The sequence below is a fragment of the Methylobacterium sp. Leaf104 genome (assembly GCF_001422885.1).
Lineage (GTDB): Bacteria > Pseudomonadota > Alphaproteobacteria > Rhizobiales > Beijerinckiaceae > Methylobacterium.
The window spans coordinates 369,394-385,259 of record NZ_LMMZ01000012.1 but is presented as its reverse complement, the minus strand read 5'-3'; the positions used below and the strand labels follow the sequence as shown (position 1 = coordinate 385,259).

General features: G+C 70.1%; 12 protein-coding genes. 10 read left to right on the top strand and 2 right to left on the bottom strand.

What is annotated here, in order from left to right; translation table 11 throughout:
• Positions 1 to 87 precede the first annotated feature (87 nt).
• Positions 88 to 2,694 (bottom strand): leucine--tRNA ligase, encoded by a 2,607-nt coding sequence (leuS, locus tag ASF49_RS11220; RefSeq protein WP_056472270.1) that lies wholly within the window; start codon positions 2,692 to 2,694, stop codon positions 88 to 90.
• Between the two features lie 296 nt (positions 2,695 to 2,990).
• Between leuS and ASF49_RS11215 the strand changes: the two genes are divergently transcribed.
• Entirely contained in the window at positions 2,991 to 3,707 is a 717-nt protein-coding gene (locus ASF49_RS11215) for a YggS family pyridoxal phosphate-dependent enzyme (RefSeq protein WP_056472266.1), read from the top strand.
• 9 nt (positions 3,708 to 3,716) lie between these two features.
• Here the strand turns inward: ASF49_RS11215 and ASF49_RS11210 are convergent, their stop codons facing one another.
• On the bottom strand, positions 3,717 to 4,145 hold the full coding sequence (locus ASF49_RS11210) for a MarR family winged helix-turn-helix transcriptional regulator (RefSeq protein ID WP_056472751.1): 429 nt from the start codon (positions 4,143 to 4,145) through the stop codon (positions 3,717 to 3,719).
• 140 nt (positions 4,146 to 4,285) lie between these two features.
• Between ASF49_RS11210 and ASF49_RS11205 the strand changes: the two genes are divergently transcribed.
• From ASF49_RS11205 to ASF49_RS11165, 9 genes are all read left to right on the top strand, one after another.
• Complete coding sequence (locus ASF49_RS11205) at positions 4,286 to 5,611, top strand: MFS transporter (RefSeq protein WP_056472257.1); 1,326 nt, start codon at positions 4,286 to 4,288, stop codon at positions 5,609 to 5,611.
• 341 nt (positions 5,612 to 5,952) lie between these two features.
• The gene (locus tag ASF49_RS11200; RefSeq protein ID WP_056472253.1) at positions 5,953 to 6,675 is read left to right on the top strand and encodes an amino acid ABC transporter permease; all 723 of its coding nucleotides are present in this window, start codon (positions 5,953 to 5,955) and stop codon (positions 6,673 to 6,675) included.
• A gap of 57 nt (positions 6,676 to 6,732) precedes the next feature.
• A complete protein-coding gene (locus tag ASF49_RS11195) occupies positions 6,733 to 7,425 on the top strand; it encodes an amino acid ABC transporter permease (RefSeq protein ID WP_056472249.1) in 693 nt (230 codons plus the stop codon).
• Between the two features lie 94 nt (positions 7,426 to 7,519).
• Positions 7,520 to 8,248, top strand: a complete 729-nt coding sequence (locus tag ASF49_RS11190; protein ID WP_056472749.1) for an amino acid ABC transporter ATP-binding protein — start codon at positions 7,520 to 7,522, stop codon at positions 8,246 to 8,248.
• Between the two features lie 242 nt (positions 8,249 to 8,490).
• Positions 8,491 to 8,988: a lipocalin-like domain-containing protein gene (locus tag ASF49_RS11185; protein ID WP_056472246.1), complete on the top strand. Its 498-nt coding sequence runs from the start codon at positions 8,491 to 8,493 to the stop codon at positions 8,986 to 8,988.
• Positions 8,989 to 9,264: 276 nt separating this feature from the next.
• The gene (gene aceE / locus ASF49_RS11180; RefSeq protein WP_056472243.1) at positions 9,265 to 11,928 is read left to right on the top strand and encodes a pyruvate dehydrogenase (acetyl-transferring), homodimeric type; all 2,664 of its coding nucleotides are present in this window, start codon (positions 9,265 to 9,267) and stop codon (positions 11,926 to 11,928) included.
• Positions 11,929 to 12,050: 122 nt separating this feature from the next.
• Positions 12,051 to 13,373 (top strand): dihydrolipoyllysine-residue acetyltransferase, encoded by a 1,323-nt coding sequence (gene aceF / locus ASF49_RS11175; RefSeq protein ID WP_056472240.1) that lies wholly within the window; start codon positions 12,051 to 12,053, stop codon positions 13,371 to 13,373.
• 39 nt (positions 13,374 to 13,412) lie between these two features.
• Positions 13,413 to 15,272 (top strand): dihydrolipoyl dehydrogenase, encoded by a 1,860-nt coding sequence (gene lpdA / locus ASF49_RS11170; protein WP_056472236.1) that lies wholly within the window; start codon positions 13,413 to 13,415, stop codon positions 15,270 to 15,272.
• Positions 15,273 to 15,404: 132 nt separating this feature from the next.
• Positions 15,405 to 15,863, top strand: coding sequence for a hypothetical protein (locus ASF49_RS11165; RefSeq protein WP_056472233.1), 459 nt, complete (start codon positions 15,405 to 15,407; stop codon positions 15,861 to 15,863).
• Positions 15,864 to 15,866: the final 3 nt, after the last annotated feature.

Sequence of the window (15,866 nt, the reverse complement as noted above, 5' to 3'; positions counted from 1 at the left end):
TCCTATCCGGCAGGATCGTGGTCGCCGGATCGGGGGTGTGGACAGCGGGGGCGTCCCCCTCCCTCGTGGGGGAGGACAGGAACCCGCTCAGACCACGAGATTCACGATCCGGCCCGGGACCACGATGACCTTCTTCGGGTTGCGTCCCTCCAGGGCGCGCTGCACCGCCTCGTCGGCGAGCACCAGGGCCTGAACCGCCGCGACGTCGGCGCTGCGGGGCACGGTGACGTCCGCGCGCTTCTTGCCGTTGAGCTGGACGGGGAGGGTGACGCTGTCCTCCACCAGGAGCGCCCGTTCGACCTCCGGCCAGGCCGCCTGCGCCACCAAGCCGTCGCGGCCCAGCGCCCGCCAGCATTCCTCGGCGAGGTGCGGCATCATCGGGGCGATGAGCTGGGTGAGGATGCCGGCCGCCTCCCCGGCGACATTCCGCGAGACGCTGCCCCGCAGCGCCTCGTCGAGGGCATTGGCCAGGGTGTAGATATGTGCCACGCAGCGGTTGAAGCGCAGGCGCTCCACATCCTCCTCCACGGCGGCCAGGGCCTTGTGGGCGGCCTTGCGCAGGGCGGCGTCGCCCGCGCCCTCCGCCGTCTCCACGGCACTGGCCAGGGAGACGAGGCGCCAGACCCGCTGGACGAAGCGGGCCGCGCCCTGCACGCCGTCCTCGGTCCAGATCACGTCGCGCTCGGGCGGCGAGTCGGAGAGCATGAACCAGCGCGCGGTGTCGGCGCCGTAGCTGGCGATGATGTCGTCCGGATCGACGACGTTCTTCTTCGACTTCGACATCTTCTCGATGGCGCCGATGGAGATCGGCTCCGCCGTTTTCACGTGAAACGCTTCGCGCGTCCCGGATTCGGCCGAGATCCGAATGTCGGCGGGCGGCACCCAGGCCCCGGCGCCGTCCTTGTAGGTCTCGTGAACGACCATGCCCTGCGTGAACAGGCCGTCGAACGGCTCGGAGACCCCCGACCAGTCGGTGGCCTTCATCGCCCGCATGAAGAAGCGGGCATAGAGCAGGTGCAGGATCGCGTGCTCGATGCCGCCGATATACTGGTCGACGGCGAGCCACTGGTCGACCGCCTTGCGGTCGGTGGGCGCGTCCTGCAGCCAGGGCGCGGTGAAGCGGGCATAGTACCAGGACGAATCCACGAAGGTGTCCATGGTGTCGGTCTCGCGCCGCGCCGACTGCCCGCAGGTGGGGCAGGGGACGTTGCGCCAGGCGTGGTCCCGCTCCAGCGGGTTGCCGGGCACGTCGAAGGAGACCGCGTCGGGGAGCTTCACCGGCAGGTCGGCCACCGGCACGGACACGGGGCCGCAGGCCTCGCAATGGATGATCGGGATCGGGCAGCCCCAGTAGCGCTGGCGCGAGACGCCCCAGTCGCGCAGGCGGAACTGCACCTTGCGCTGCGCCACCGGCGCCCCGTCGAGGATCTCGGCCTCCAGGCGGTTGGCCACCGCGTGGAAGGCCTCGTCGGTGGTCATGTCGTCGAGGAAGCGCGAATGGATCATCCGGCCGTCGCCGTCATAGGCGGTGTCGGTGATGACGAAGCTGCCGGCATCCTGGTCCTCCGGGCAGACCACGGGCGTGTTGCCCAGCCCGTACTTGTTGGAAAAGTCGAGGTCGCGCTGGTCGTGGGCCGGACAGCCGAAGACGGCGCCGGTGCCGTATTCCATGAGCACGAAGTTCGCGACGTAGACCGGCAGCAGCCAGGACGGGTCGAGCGGATGGCGGACCGTCAGGCCGGTGTCGAAACCGAGCTTCTCCGCCGTGTCGATGGCCGCCTGGGCCGTGCCCGTGCGCCGGCATTCCTCGATGAAGGCCTGGAGGGCCGGGTGGGCCGGGGCCAGGGCCGCCGCGATCGGGTGGTCGGCGGCGATGGCCAGGAACTTCGCCCCGAACAGGGTGTCGGGCCGCGTGGTGTAGACCTTCACCTCGGGATCGACATGCGCGGGCGCCGCCGCCAGGGCAAAGCGGACCTCGAGTCCCTCCGAGCGGCCGATCCAGTTCTTCTGCATCACCCGGACCTTCTCGGGCCAGCGCTCCAGGCCGTCGAGGGCGTCGTAGAGGTCCTGGGCGAAGTCGGTGATCTTGAAGAACCACTGGGTCAGCTCGCGCTGCTCGACCAGGGCACCCGAGCGCCAGCCGCGCCCGTCGATCACCTGCTCGTTGGCCAGCACGGTGTGGTCCACCGGGTCCCAGTTCACCTTGGCGGTGCGGCGCGTCACCAGCCCCTTGGACAGGAAGTCGAGGAACATGCGCTGCTGGTGCTTGTAGTAGTCGGGGTCGCAGGTCGCGATCTCCCGGCTCCAGTCGAGCGACAGGCCCATGCTCTGGAGCTGCCCGCGCATCGTCGCGATGTTGGCGTAGGTCCAGTCGCGCGGGTTGACCTTGCGCTCCATGGCGGCGTTCTCGGCCGGCAGGCCGAAGGCGTCCCAGCCCATCGGATGCAGCACGTTGAAGCCGCGCGCCCGCTTGTAGCGCGCCACCACGTCGCCCATGGCGTAGTTGCGCACGTGGCCCATGTGGATGCGCCCCGACGGGTAGGGGAACATCTCCAGCACGTAGTATTTCGGACGGCCGTCGTCGTTCTTCGTGGCGTAGATGCCCGCCTCGGTCCAGGCCTGCTGCCAGCGCGGCTCGGTCTCCTTGGCGTTGTAGCGCTCGGGAGCGGGTTTGGGGGCGGGGGTGGTCGTCATGGGCCGGGCGCCGGGGTTCTGAGGGTGAGGGGCGGCCCGCGCGGCGCGAGCCCGCCCTGAGAGGCTGGGGGTCGGACTACCACGGAGAGGGGAGGGGTCAACACGGGCCGCGCGGGTCGCATGCGGGAGCCTCGTCCCGCCCTCCGCGTTCCTTCGCCGAACCGTGCCCCGATACGCGCGCCCCTGCCCGCGGGCCGCTTGCTGAGGCTCCCCTGCTCGCGGCGCCCTTGCGGCGCCCGTCCGGAATGGTAGTCCCCGGGCCGACCGCTTCACCGAACGCATCCCACCGAGGCAGCATGGCCGACACGATCTCCGACGCCGTCCCGACGCCCCCGAACGCCGCCGACGTCGTGGCCGGGCTGGCGGCGGTGCGCCACCAGATCGCCCAGGCGGCGGCGGATGCCGAGCGCGATCCCGCCGCGGTCGCCCTGGTGGCGGTCTCGAAGACGATCCCCGCCGAGGGCATCCTGCCGGCGCTGGAGGCCGGGCAGCGCCTGTTCGGCGAGAACTACGTGCAGGAATCGAAGGCCAAGTGGCCCGCCCTCCGCGAACGCTACCCGGACGTGGAACTCCACCTCGTCGGCCCGCTGCAATCCAACAAGGCCCGGGAGGCGGTCGAGCTGTTCGACGTCATCCATGGCCTCGACCGGCTCTCCCTGGCCGCGGCCCTGGCCAAGGAGATCGAGCGGGCAGGGCGGGCGCCGAAGCTCCTGATCCAGGTCAATACCGGCGACGAGCCGCAGAAGGGCGGCATCGCGCCGGCCCAGGTCGACACGCTCCTCTCCGAATGCCGCGAGACGCACGGCCTCGCGATCCAGGGGCTGATGTGCATCCCGCCGGCGGAAGCCCCGCCTTCGCCGCACTTCGCCCTGCTGGCCCGCATCGCCGAGCGCCACAACCTGCCGATCCTCTCGATGGGCATGAGCGCCGACTATCCCGCCGCCATCCAGATGGGGGCGACGCATGTCCGGGTCGGCACCGCGATCTTCGGCGCGCGCCCGCGCAAGGGATAGGACCCCGCCTCACACCCGCCGCACCACCCGTGCCAGGGCGGCGCGGAGGTCGCAGGCCGCCTCGGCGCCGTAGCGCGCCTCGAACCCCGCCTGGGCCACGCGCCAGAGGGGTTCGGCCTCGGCGATGCGCCGGTGGCCGGCCTCGGTGAGGTGGAGCGCGCGGGTCCGCCCGTTCGGCCCCGGCCCGATGGCGAGGAGGCCGTCGCGCTCCAGGGGCTTGAGCGCCCGTCCCATAGTGGTGCGGTCCATCGCCATGGCATCGGCGAAGGCGTTGATCGCGATCGGTCCGAGCCGGCGCAGGCCCACCAGCATCGAATATTGCGAGGTTCGCAGGCCCACCGCCGCCAGATGGCGGTCGTAGAACTGCGTCACCTGCCGGGCGCCCTGGCGGATCGCGTTGCAGTGGCAGAGCCCGACAGGGGGTGGAGGTTCGTCCATCGGTCCGTTCCCGCGATCGCGGCGCGTGCGATCCTGGCCCTTGTCCATCGTGGCCCTTGTCTATCCTGGCCCTTGTCTAAAGCGTGCATATGCGCCTATGCAAGTCCGGCACTCGCACGGCGAGGCTTCGGAGACGTGCCATGGCCACCGACCCCACCCTGCGGCTCTCCGATGCCGTCGCGACCGGCCTCGCCCGCCGCGGCATCCATTACGGCTGGGCCGTCGCCGCCGTGACCTTCCTGACCATGCTGGTGACGGCGGGCGCGGTCGGAGCCCCCGGTGTCCTGATCCTGCCGCTCCAGAAGGAGTTCGGCTGGGACACGGCGACGATCGGCTCGGCGCTCGCCGTGCGCCTCGTCCTGTTCGGCCTGATGGGTCCCTTCGCGGCCGCCCTGATGAACCGCTATGGCCCGCGCCGGATCGTGCTCATGGCCCTCGCGCTCATCGCGGGCGGGCTCCTCGCGTCCCTCGGGATGACCCGGGTCTGGCAGCTCGTCCTGCTCTGGGGCGTGGTGGTCGGCATCGGCACCGGGCTGACCGCCCTGGTGCTGGGCGCCACGGTGGCGACGCGCTGGTTCTCGCGGTCGCGCGGTCTCGTCGTCGGGCTGCTCACCGCCAGTTCCGCCACGGGGCAGCTCGTCGTCCTGCCGCTGCTCGCGGCCCTCACCGAGGCCCTGGGCTGGCGCGCGGCCCTCCTGGTGATCTGCGCGCTGCTCCTCACGGCGGGCCTCGGCGTCGTCGCCCTGATGCGCGACCGCCCGGAGGACCTCGGCCTGGCGCCCTACGGCGAGACGCGGCCGCCCGCCGCTCCGGCTGCTTCGGCCGCGCCGGGTCCGAGCGCCGGTGGCGCCCTCTCGGCCCTGCGCGAGGCCGCCGCCACCCGCGTGTTCTGGGTGCTGTTCGCCACGTTCTTCATCTGCGGGGCCAGCACCAACGGGCTGATCCAGACCCACTTCATCCCCCTCTGCGCCGATTACGGCATCGGGCCGGTGCAGGGCGCCAGCGTGCTCGCGGCGATGGGCGTGTTCGACTTCGTCGGCACCGTCGCCTCGGGCTGGCTCTCCGACCGCTACGACAACCGCTGGCTCCTGTTCTGGTACTACGGCCTGCGCGGCCTCTCGCTGATGTTCCTGCCGTTCTCGGACTTCTCCTTCGTGGGCCTGTCGCTGTTCGCGGTGTTCTACGGCCTCGACTGGATCGCCACGGTGCCGCCGACCGTGCGCCTGACCGCGGCGCGGTTCGGGCGCGAGCGCGCCAACCTGGTCTTCGGCTGGGTCTTCGCCGGCCACCAGCTCGGCGCGGCGACGATCGCCTACGGGGCCGGCCTCTCGCGCGCGGAGCTCGCGACCTACCTGCCGGCCTTCTTCGCCGCCGGGGCCCTCTGCCTCGCGGCCGCGCTGCTGATCCTCACCCTGGGCCGGCCGGCCGCGCCGGGTGTCCCCGCGGCCACACCGGCCCGCGCCTGAGCCGCGCAGCGGCCCGCCTGCCCGGGCTCTGGTCCGGATGATGCTAGGGGGCGGGCACCGATGTCCCGCCCAGGTTCCCCTTCGAATCGATCCGTGGCCGTCGGTCCGCCCAACCCGGGCGGGCCGGCGGCCTTTGCGCGCCGCAAGCCGGGATCTGCCCGGAAAAGCAGCAAATCTCTGGAAATGTCAGGGAGGGACCGGGGCGCGACCCTCCAGGCCCTGGACCTTCCGGCCAAGGTCTCGGCACTGTCCGACACAGCACCGCCACATTCACGGGCGCTCGCCCGCACCTTCGCCACGGGCGCTCGCCCGGATGCCCGATCACAGGGGACGACGACGCGATGAACTACAACTGGAACTGGGGCATCTTCCTCGAACCGTCCCCGGAAGGGACGGGCACCTACGCCGACATGCTGCTCTCGGGCCTCATGTGGACCGTGGTGACGGCGCTCTGCGCCTGGGTGATCGCCTTCTTCCTCGGCTCGGTCATCGGCGTCATGCGCACCCTGCCCTCGAAGCTCGCCAACGCCATCGGCACGACCTACGTCGAGCTGTTCCGCAACATCCCGCTCCTGGTGCAGATGTTCCTCTGGTACTTCGTGCTGCCGGAGGTGCTGCCGGAAACCTGGGGCGGCTGGATCAAGCAGCTGCCGAACGCCCCGTTCTACACGGCGGTGGTGTGCCTCGGGTTCTTCACCGCCTCCCGCGTCGCCGAGCAGGTGCGCGCGGGCATCCAGGCCCTGCCGCGCGGGCAGAAGATGGCCGGCACCGCCATGGGCCTGACCGTCTACCAGACCTACCGCTACGTGCTCCTGCCCAGCGCCTACCGGATGATCCTGCCGCCGCTGACCTCGGAATTCCTGAACAACCTCAAGAACACCTCGGTCGCCCTCACCATCGGCCTGCTCGAGCTCACCGCCCGCGCCCGCGCCATGCAGGAATTCTCGTTCCAGGTGTTCGAGGCCTTCACCGCCGCCACCGTGCTCTACGTCCTGATCAACGTCGTGGTGATCTTCACCTCCGGCTGGATCGAGCGCCGCGTCGCCGTCCCGGGCCATCGCTGAGGGCACGCCCTCCGCATTCTCTTCCTCAAGGATTGCTCCTCCTCAAGGATTGCCGCGATGCTCGCGAATTTCGACTTCTCCGTCATCACCTCCGCGCTGCCGTACCTGTTCCTGGACGGCATGCGCTTCACCCTGACGCTGACGGCCCTCGCCGCCCTCGGCGGCATCGTGCTCGGCACGCTCATCGCCATGATGCGGCTCTCCAGCATCCCGGTGATTCCGCAGGTGGCCAAGGGCTACGTCAACCTGATGCGGTCGCTGCCCCTCGTGCTGGTGATCTTCTGGTTCTACTTCCTGGTGCCGTATCTCGGGCAGTGGGTGACCGGGGCCGACCGGCCGATGACGGTGGGCGCCTTCACCTCGTCGCTGGTGACCTTCACGCTGTTCGAGGCGGCCTACTTCTCCGAGATCATGCGCGCGGGCATCCAGTCGATCCCCAAGGGCCAGGCGGCGGCGGCCTCGGCCCTCGGCCTGACCTACTTCGCCTCGATGCGCAGCGTGATCCTGCCCCAGGTCTTCCGCAACATGACGCCGATCCTGCTCACCCAGACCATCGTCCTGTTCCAGGACACCTCGCTGGTCTACGTCCTCTCGATCACCGACTTCCTCGGCGCGGCCTCGAAGATCGCCCAGCGCGACGGCCGCCTCGTGGAAATGTACCTGTTCGCGGCCGTGGTCTACTTCGCGGTCTGCTTCGTGGCCTCCATGGCGGTGCGCCACCTCCAGAAGAAGATCGCCATCATCCGCTGACGCTCCCTGCCGAGGCGTCGCCGCATCCCAGACGAGGATTTCCGCCATGACCACGTCGCTCAACACCGCCCAGGCCCCCGTGACCACGGGCCCGATGATCACCATGAAGTCCGTCAGCAAGTGGTACGGGGACTTCCAAGTCCTCACCGACTGCACCACCGCCGTGAACAAGGGCGAGGTCGTGGTGGTGTGCGGCCCCTCGGGCTCCGGCAAGTCGACCCTGATCAAGTGCGTCAACGCCCTCGAGCCCTTCCAGAAGGGCGAGATCGTCGTCGACGGCACCCCGGTCCACAGCAAGAAGACCGACCTGCCGAAGCTGCGCGCCCGGGTCGGCATGGTGTTCCAGCACTTCGAGCTGTTCCCGCACCTCTCCATCACCGAGAACCTGACCCTGGCGCAGAGGAAGGTGCTCAAGCGCGACGAGGACACCGCCCTCAAGACCGGGCTCGCCCTCCTCGACCGGGTCGGCCTCTCGGCCCATGCCAAGAAGTTCCCCGGCCAGCTCTCCGGCGGCCAGCAGCAGCGCGTGGCCATCGCCCGGGCGCTCGCCATGAATCCAGTGGTGATGCTGTTCGACGAGCCGACCTCGGCCCTCGACCCCGAGATGGTGGGCGAGGTGCTCGACGTCATGGTGCAGCTCGCCCGCGAGGGCATGACCATGATGTGCGTGACCCACGAGATGGGCTTCGCCCGCAAGGTCGCCAACCGGGTGATCTTCATGGACAAGGGCGAGATCGTCGAGGACGCCACCAAGGAGGACTTCTTCGCCAATGCCCGCTCCGAGCGGGCGCAGAACTTCCTCTCCAAGATTCTCGTGCATTGATCCGCGTTCCGGGATCCTCCGCACGGATCCCGCCGCAGCGAGGCGAACGGCCGCGAGAGCCGGTTCCGGTGAGACGGAACCGGCTCTCTGTCGTCACAACTCCCGGTTCCGCGCCCCGGTCCGACTCCCCGGATGCGCGAAACGGTCTATGCCGGAAGGGCCGGAATCGACCGGCGGGCGGCTCTCGCGACCCCGGGCAACGGGGCGGGGCGGGCACGCACCTTCAGGGAGAGACACGAACCATGCGGACACGCACGACGACCACCCTGGCCGCGCTCGCCGCGGCCGGCCTGCTGTCCGGCCCGGCCCGGGCCGAGACGCCGGCCTCCCTGAAAGGGCTCTGGAAGCTGGTCTCCTACGAGGTCGAGGCCCGGGCCGACGGGCGGACACGGCCGGTCATGGGCGAGCACCCCACCGGCTTCGCCTACTTCACGCCGGACGACCGCGTGTTCTTCCTGCTCACCGGGGAGGGCCGCAAGCCCGCCGAGACCGATGCCGAGCGCGCGGCCCTGATGAAGACCCTCGTCTCCTACACCGGCAAGATCACGCTGGCGGGCGACCAGTGGACCGCGAAGCTCGATGCGGCCTGGGACCCGAAATGGGTCGGGACCGAGCAGACCCGCAGCTTCACCATCGCGGGCGACCGCCTGCGCGTGCTGACCCCCTGGCGGGTGATGCCGAACTGGGCCGACCAGGGCGAGACCCGCAGCATCGTCACCTTCGAGCGCGCCCGGGACTGAGGGACGCCCTCGCCCGGAGCCCGAGGCCCCGGGCGCCGCTTCCCGGACGCTCCCCGCCGGGCCTGGACTGCCAAAGCCGGCCGGCCGCGTCCGGAAAGTCGGACAAAAAAATTGAAACCCGTAACAAACTTCGCAGACCAAAAACTTTCCGCTCTGCCGAAGCCATTGCCACATAAGACAAAAAGCGCTTGGTTGGCGTTGGCACGAACGCTGCTCAAGGGTGGCGAGTCAAAGAGCGGCCCGTGAGAGCCGCAAAATAATCCCAGGAGGATGCCCATGGAGCGTAGCCGCGACCTCGACCCCGTCGAGACTCAGGAATGGCTTGATTCGCTGGACGGCGTTCTCGACGTCGACGGGCCGGAACGGGCCCATTACCTGATCGAGCAGGTCATCGACGGCGCCCGCAAGAAGGGCGCCCCGGTCCCGTACTCGGCCAATACGGCCTACCTGAACACGATCCTGCCCGAGAAGCAGGATCCGCATCCCGGCGACCGGGCGATCGAGCACCGCATCCGCTCGGCCATCCGCTGGAACGCCATCGCGATCATCCTGCGGGCGAACAAGGATTCGTCCGAGCTCGGCGGCCACATCGCCAGCTTCCAGTCCGCCGCGACCCTCTACGACACCGGCTTCATGCATTTCTGGCGCGCGGCCGATGCCAGCCACGGCGGCGACCTCATCTACGTGCAGGGCCATTCCTCGCCCGGCGTCTATGCCCGCGCCTTCCTCGAGGGGCGCCTCACCGAGGAGCAGCTCCTCGGCTTCCGGCAGGAGGTCGGCGGCAAGGGCCTGTCGTCCTATCCCCATCCCTGGCTGATGCCGGATTTCTGGCAGTTCCCCACCGTCTCCATGGGCCTCGGCCCCCTGATGGCGATCTACCAGGCCCGCTTCCTGCGCTACCTGCACCACCGCAACCTCGCGCAGACCGACGGCCGCAAGGTCTGGGCCTTCATGGGCGACGGCGAGATGGACGAGCCGGAGAGCCTCGGCGCCATCGCGCTCGCGGCCCGTGAGAAGCTCGACAACCTCGTCTTCGTCATCAACTGCAACCTGCAGCGCCTCGACGGGCCGGTGCGCGGCAACGGCAAGATCGTCCAGGAGCTGGAGGCCGACTTCCGCGGCGCCGGCTGGAACGTCATCAAGGTGCTGTGGGGTTCGGGCTGGGACGCCCTGATCCAGCGCGACGGCTCCGGCATGCTGGCGCGCCTGATGGAGGAATGCGTCGACGGCGAGTACCAGGACTTCAAGTCGAAGAACGGCGCCTATATCCGCGAGCACTTCTTCGGGCGCTACCCCGAGACCGCGGCGCTGGTCGCCGACATGAGCGACGACGACATCTGGCGCCTCACCCGCGGCGGCCACGACCCGCGCAAGGTCTTCGCCGCCTACAGCGCCGCCTCCAAGCACAAGGGCCAGCCGACCCTCATCCTCGCCAAGACCGTCAAGGGCTACGGCATGGGCGAGTCCGGCGAGGGCCAGAACATTACCCACCAGCAGAAGAAGATGGGCGAGGCGGTCCTCAAGCAGTTCCGCGACCGCTTCCAGATCGACCTGACCGACGACCAGCTGAAGGAGATCCCCTTCATCAAGTTCCCCGAGGGCAGCCCCGAGCACCGCTACCTGATGGCGCGGCGGGAAGCGCTCGGCGGTCCCCTCCCGGCCCGGCGGCGCAAGTCGCAGGCCCTGGAGATCCCGCCGCTCTCGGCCTTCTCGGCCCAGCTCAAGGAGACCGCGGGCCGCGAGATCTCCACCACCATGGCCTTCGTGCGCATCCTCAACACGCTGCTGCGCGACAAGAACATCGGCAACCGCATCGTGCCGATCGTGCCCGACGAGAGCCGCACCTTCGGCATGGAGGGCATGTTCCGCCAGTTCGGCATCTTCTCCCAGGTCGGCCAGCTCTACCGGCCGGAGGATGCCAACCAGCTGATGTACTACAAGGAGGACAAGAACGGTCAGATGCTCCAGGAGGGCATCAACGAGCCGGGCGCGATGTCGTCCTGGATCGCGGCCGCGACCTCCTACTCGCATTCCGACGCGCCGACGATCCCGTTCTACGTCTACTACTCGATGTTCGGCTTCCAGCGGATCGGCGATCTCGCCTGGGCGGCGGGCGACATGCGGGCGCGCGGCTTCATGATCGGCGGCACCGCCGGGCGCACGACCCTGAACGGCGAGGGCCTGCAGCACGAGGACGGCCACAGCCACCTCATGTCGTCGACCATCCCGAACTGCGTCTCCTACGACCCGACCTTCTCGTACGAAGTGGCGGTGATCGTGCAGGACGGCCTGCGCCGGATGTATGCCGAGCAGGAGGACGTGTTCTACTACATCACCGTGATGAACGAGAACTACGAGCACCCCGGCATGCCGGAGGGCGCGGAGGCCGACATCATCAAGGGCATGTACCTCTTCAAGGAGGGTGCCAAGGAGAAGACCGAGGGTCACCGGGTCCAGCTCCTGGGCTCGGGCACCATCCTGCGCGAGGTCATCGCCGCGGCCGAGCTGCTGGAGCAGGATTTCGGCATCAGCGCCGACATCTGGAGCTGCCCGAGCTTCACGGAGCTGCGCCGCGACGCCATGGCGGCGGAGCGCTGGAACCTGCTGCATCCGCTGGAGGGCAAGCGCCTCTCCCACGTCGAGACCTGCCTGACCGGCCGCACCGGCCCGGTGATCGCCTCGACGGACTACATGCGCCTGTTCGCCGACCAGATCCGCACCTGGGTGCCCGGCCGCTACCGGGTGCTCGGCACCGACGGCTTCGGCCGGTCCGACTACCGGGTCCGCCTGCGCGACTTCTTCGAGGTCAACCGGCACTGGGTCGTGGTGGCGGCCCTGCACAGCCTCGCGGAGGACGGCGTGATCCCGGCCCAGACCGTGGCCGACGCCCTCGCCAAGTACGGCATCGACACGGACCGGCCGGCACCCTGGACCGTCTGATCCGACCCGGCGCCGGCCGCCTCCGCGGCGGCCGGCGCACCAGACTTCCCGACCTTTCACCGAACACACCACCGGACGAGGGAGCCCGCGAGAGGCTCCGACTCAGCCAGGGAGAACGCGCAGTGGGCATCGAGATCCAGATTCCGGACATCGGCGACTTCAAGGACATCCCGATCATCGAGATCCACGTGAAGGAGGGCGACACGATCGGGCCCGACGACCCGCTGGTCTCGCTGGAATCCGACAAGGCGACCATGGACGTGCCCTCGCCGAGCGCCGGCGTGGTCGAGAAGATCCTGGTCAAGCTCGGCGACAAGGTGAGCGAGGGCTCGCCGCTGCTCGTGTTCAAGGGCGAGGCGTCCCAGGGTGGCGCCAAGGCCGCCGAGAAGGCCGCCGACGCGCCCGCCGGCGCCGACAGCGCCGCGCTGCTGGCCAAGCAGGAGCCGGCCCCGAGCGCCGCCCCGGCCGCCCCTGCGCCCGCTCCGTCGGCCGCGCCCGCCGGCAACCTCCCCGACTTCTCCCAGGTCCATGCCAGCCCCGGCGTGCGGCGCCTCGCCCGCGAGCTCGGCCTCGACCTGACGGCGGTGAAGGGCACCGGCGAGAAGGGCCGGATCACCAAGGAGGACGTGAAGGGTCACCTCACCCGCTCGGCGGCCCCCGCCGCCGCCTCCGGCACGGCCGCCTTCTCGGGCGGCGGCATGGGCATCCCGGAGATCCCGGCCGTCGACTTCTCGAAGTTCGGCCCGATCGAGACCCAGCCCCTCTCGCGGATCAAGAAGATCTCCGGCGCGCACCTGCACCGGTCCTGGCTCAACGTGCCCCTGGTCACCCACCAGGACGAGTCGGACATCACCGAGACCGACGCCTATCGCAAGGAGCTCGACAACCAGGGCAAGGAGCTCAAGGACAAGGGCTACCGCGTCACCCTGCTGGCCTTCCTGATCAAGGCCGCGGTCTCGGCCCTGCGCAAGCACCCCGAGTTCAACGCCTCGCTCTCGCCCGAGAAGGACGCGCTGATCCTCAAGCGCTACTACAACATCGGCGTGGCGGTCGACACGCCGGACGGCCTCGTGGTGCCGGTGATCAAGGATGCCGACCGCAAGGGCATCATCGAGATCAGCCGCGACCTCGGGGCGATCTCGGCGAAAGCCCGCGACGGCAAGCTCGGGGCGGCCGACATGCAGGGCGCCACCTTCTCGATCTCCAGCCTCGGCGGCATCGGCGGCACCTCCTTCACGCCGCTGGTCAACGCGCCGGAAGTCGCGATCCTGGGCGTCGCCCGCGCGAAGATGAGCCCGGTCTGGAACGGCACCGAGTTCAAGCCGCGCCTGATCGTGCCGCTCTCCCTCTCCTACGACCACCGCGTCATCGATGGAGCGCTCGCCGCGCGCTTCGCCCGCCACCTCGCCCACGTCCTGGAGGACGTCCGGCGCCTCGTCGTCTGACGGGGCCCGGTTGCGCGGACAAACGAGTGAGGTGAAGCGATGAGCAGCAACGACGTCCACCTGCCGGATATCGGCGACTTCAAGAACGTGCCCGTGATCGAGGTCAGCGTCAGCCCCGGCGACGTGATCTCGGTCGACGACGTGATCATCGTGCTGGAATCCGACAAGGCCACCATGGACATCCCGTCCCCGGTGGCCGGCACGGTGGCCGAGGTGCGGATCAAGCCGGGCGACGCGGTGAGCCAGGGCGACCTGATCCTGGTGATGGCCGAGGCCGCCGGCGCCGGCGCGCCGAAGCCCGCCGTCACCGACACCACCAAGGCCGCCGCGGGTGCGCCCGCGAACGGCGCCGGTGCGCCCGTCCACGCCCCGGGCGAGGGCCAGGCCGGCTACGGCTCCTCGGCCACCGCCACCGGCGGGGCGGCGCCCGCGCCAGCCCCGAAGGGAGCGGCCCCCGTCTCCGGCGAGGAGATGCGGGCCCAGGTCCTCGTCATCGGCGCCGGCCCCGGCGGCTACACCGCCGCCTTCCGGGCGGCCGATCTCGGGCAGTCGGTGGTGCTGGTCGAGCGCTGGCCGAATCTGGGCGGCGTCTGCCTCAACGTCGGCTGCATCCCGTCCAAAGCCCTGCTGCACGCCGCCAAGGTCATCGACGAGAGCCACGCCATGGCGGCGCACGGCATCAGCTTCACCGCGCCGCAGATCGACATCGACAAGCTGCGCGACTGGAAGGACGGGGTGGTCAAGCGCCTGACCGGCGGCCTCAACGGGCTGGCCAAGCAGCGCAAGGTCACGGTGGTGACGGGCGAGGCCCGCTTCGTCAGCCCGAACCAGGTCGCGGTCGAGCACGAGGGCAAGACCCGGGTGATCGGCTTCGACCACGCCATCATCGCGGCCGGCTCCGAGCCGGTGCAGATGCCCTTCATCCCGCACGACGACCCGCGGGTCCTCGACTCGACCGGGGCGCTGGAACTCGACGGCGTGCCGGCCCGCCTCCTCGTGATCGGCGGCGGCATCATCGGGCTGGAGATGGCCACCGTCTACCACGCCCTCGGATCGAAGGTGACCATCGTCGAGCTGATGGACCAGATCATCCCCGGCGCCGACAAGGACATGGTCACGCCGCTGATGAAGCGGATCAGCAAGCAGTACGAGGCGATCCACCTCAAGGCCAAGGTCACCGCCGTGGAGGCGACGCCGGAGGGGCTGAAGGTCTCGTTCGAGGGCGGCACCGCGCCGGCCAGCGACACCTTCGACAAGGTGCTGGTCTCGGTGGGGCGGCGCCCGAACGGCAAGCGCATCGGCGCGGAGGCGGCCGGGGTCGCCGTGGACGAGCGCGGCTTCATCGCGGTGGACAAGCAGATGCGCACCAACGTGCCCCACATCTTCGCCATCGGCGACGTGGTCGGCCAGCCGATGCTGGCCCACAAGGCGACGCACGAGGGCAAGGTCGCGGCCGAGGTGGCCGCCGGCAAGGCCAGCGCCTTCGACGCCAAGGTCATCCCCTCGGTCGCCTATACCGACCCGGAGGTGGCCTGGGTCGGCCTGACGGAGAACGAGGCCAAGGGGAAGGGCATCAAGGTCGGCAAGGGCGTGTTCCCCTGGGCGGCCTCCGGGCGCTCCCTGGCGCTGGGGCGCGAGGAGGGCCTGACCAAGGTCCTGTTCGACCCCGAGACCGACCGCATCCTCGGCTGCGGCATCGTCGGCCCCTCGGCCGGTGACCTCATCGCCGAGGCCGCGCTCGCCATCGAGATGGGGGCGGATGCCGAGGATATCGGCCTGACCATCCACCCGCACCCGACCCTGTCGGAGACGATCGGACTGGCGGCCGAGGCCTTCGAGGGCACCATCACCGACCTCTACATGCCCCGGAAGGACGGTCCGAAGAAAGCCGGTCACTAGGCCGGTCATTCGGGACCGGTCTTCGAGGCCGACCCCCGCGGATCGCGGGCCGCATCGGGAAGACAGGACCGCGCCGAGGCCGGTGCGGTCCTCGCGGAGCCCATTCCGGCTCCGGCTTCGGGAGACGCGCTGATGTCATCGAACGAGCCCGCATCCGACCCGGCCCTCCGGCGCGCCGAGGCCGCCCGCGATGCCGTCACGGAGGCCGTCGAGAGCACCCTCGACCGTCTCGCCACGATGCGCCGCGCGGCGCGCGCCGACGTCGACGCCGACCTGCAGGCCGCGGGCCGGCTGATGGCCCGCAACATCCACCGGCAGATCGCCGCCAACCTCACCCTGGTGCACGGGCTGATGTCGGCGCGCAGCCTGCCGGCGATGCTGCGGCTCCAGCAGGATTACCTGCACCGCCAGATGAGCTGGGCCCGGCGCGACTGGGACCTGGCCCGGGCGCAGGTCCTCGACCTTCTCGCCGAGGGGCGCCGGGCGGCCGCGGGCGGACCCGATCCGGCCCCGCCGGCGGCGGGACCGCCGGAGCCGCCCGAGCCCGAGCCGCCCGAGCCGGAATCGCCGGCGGATCCCGGTCCGTCCTGAGCC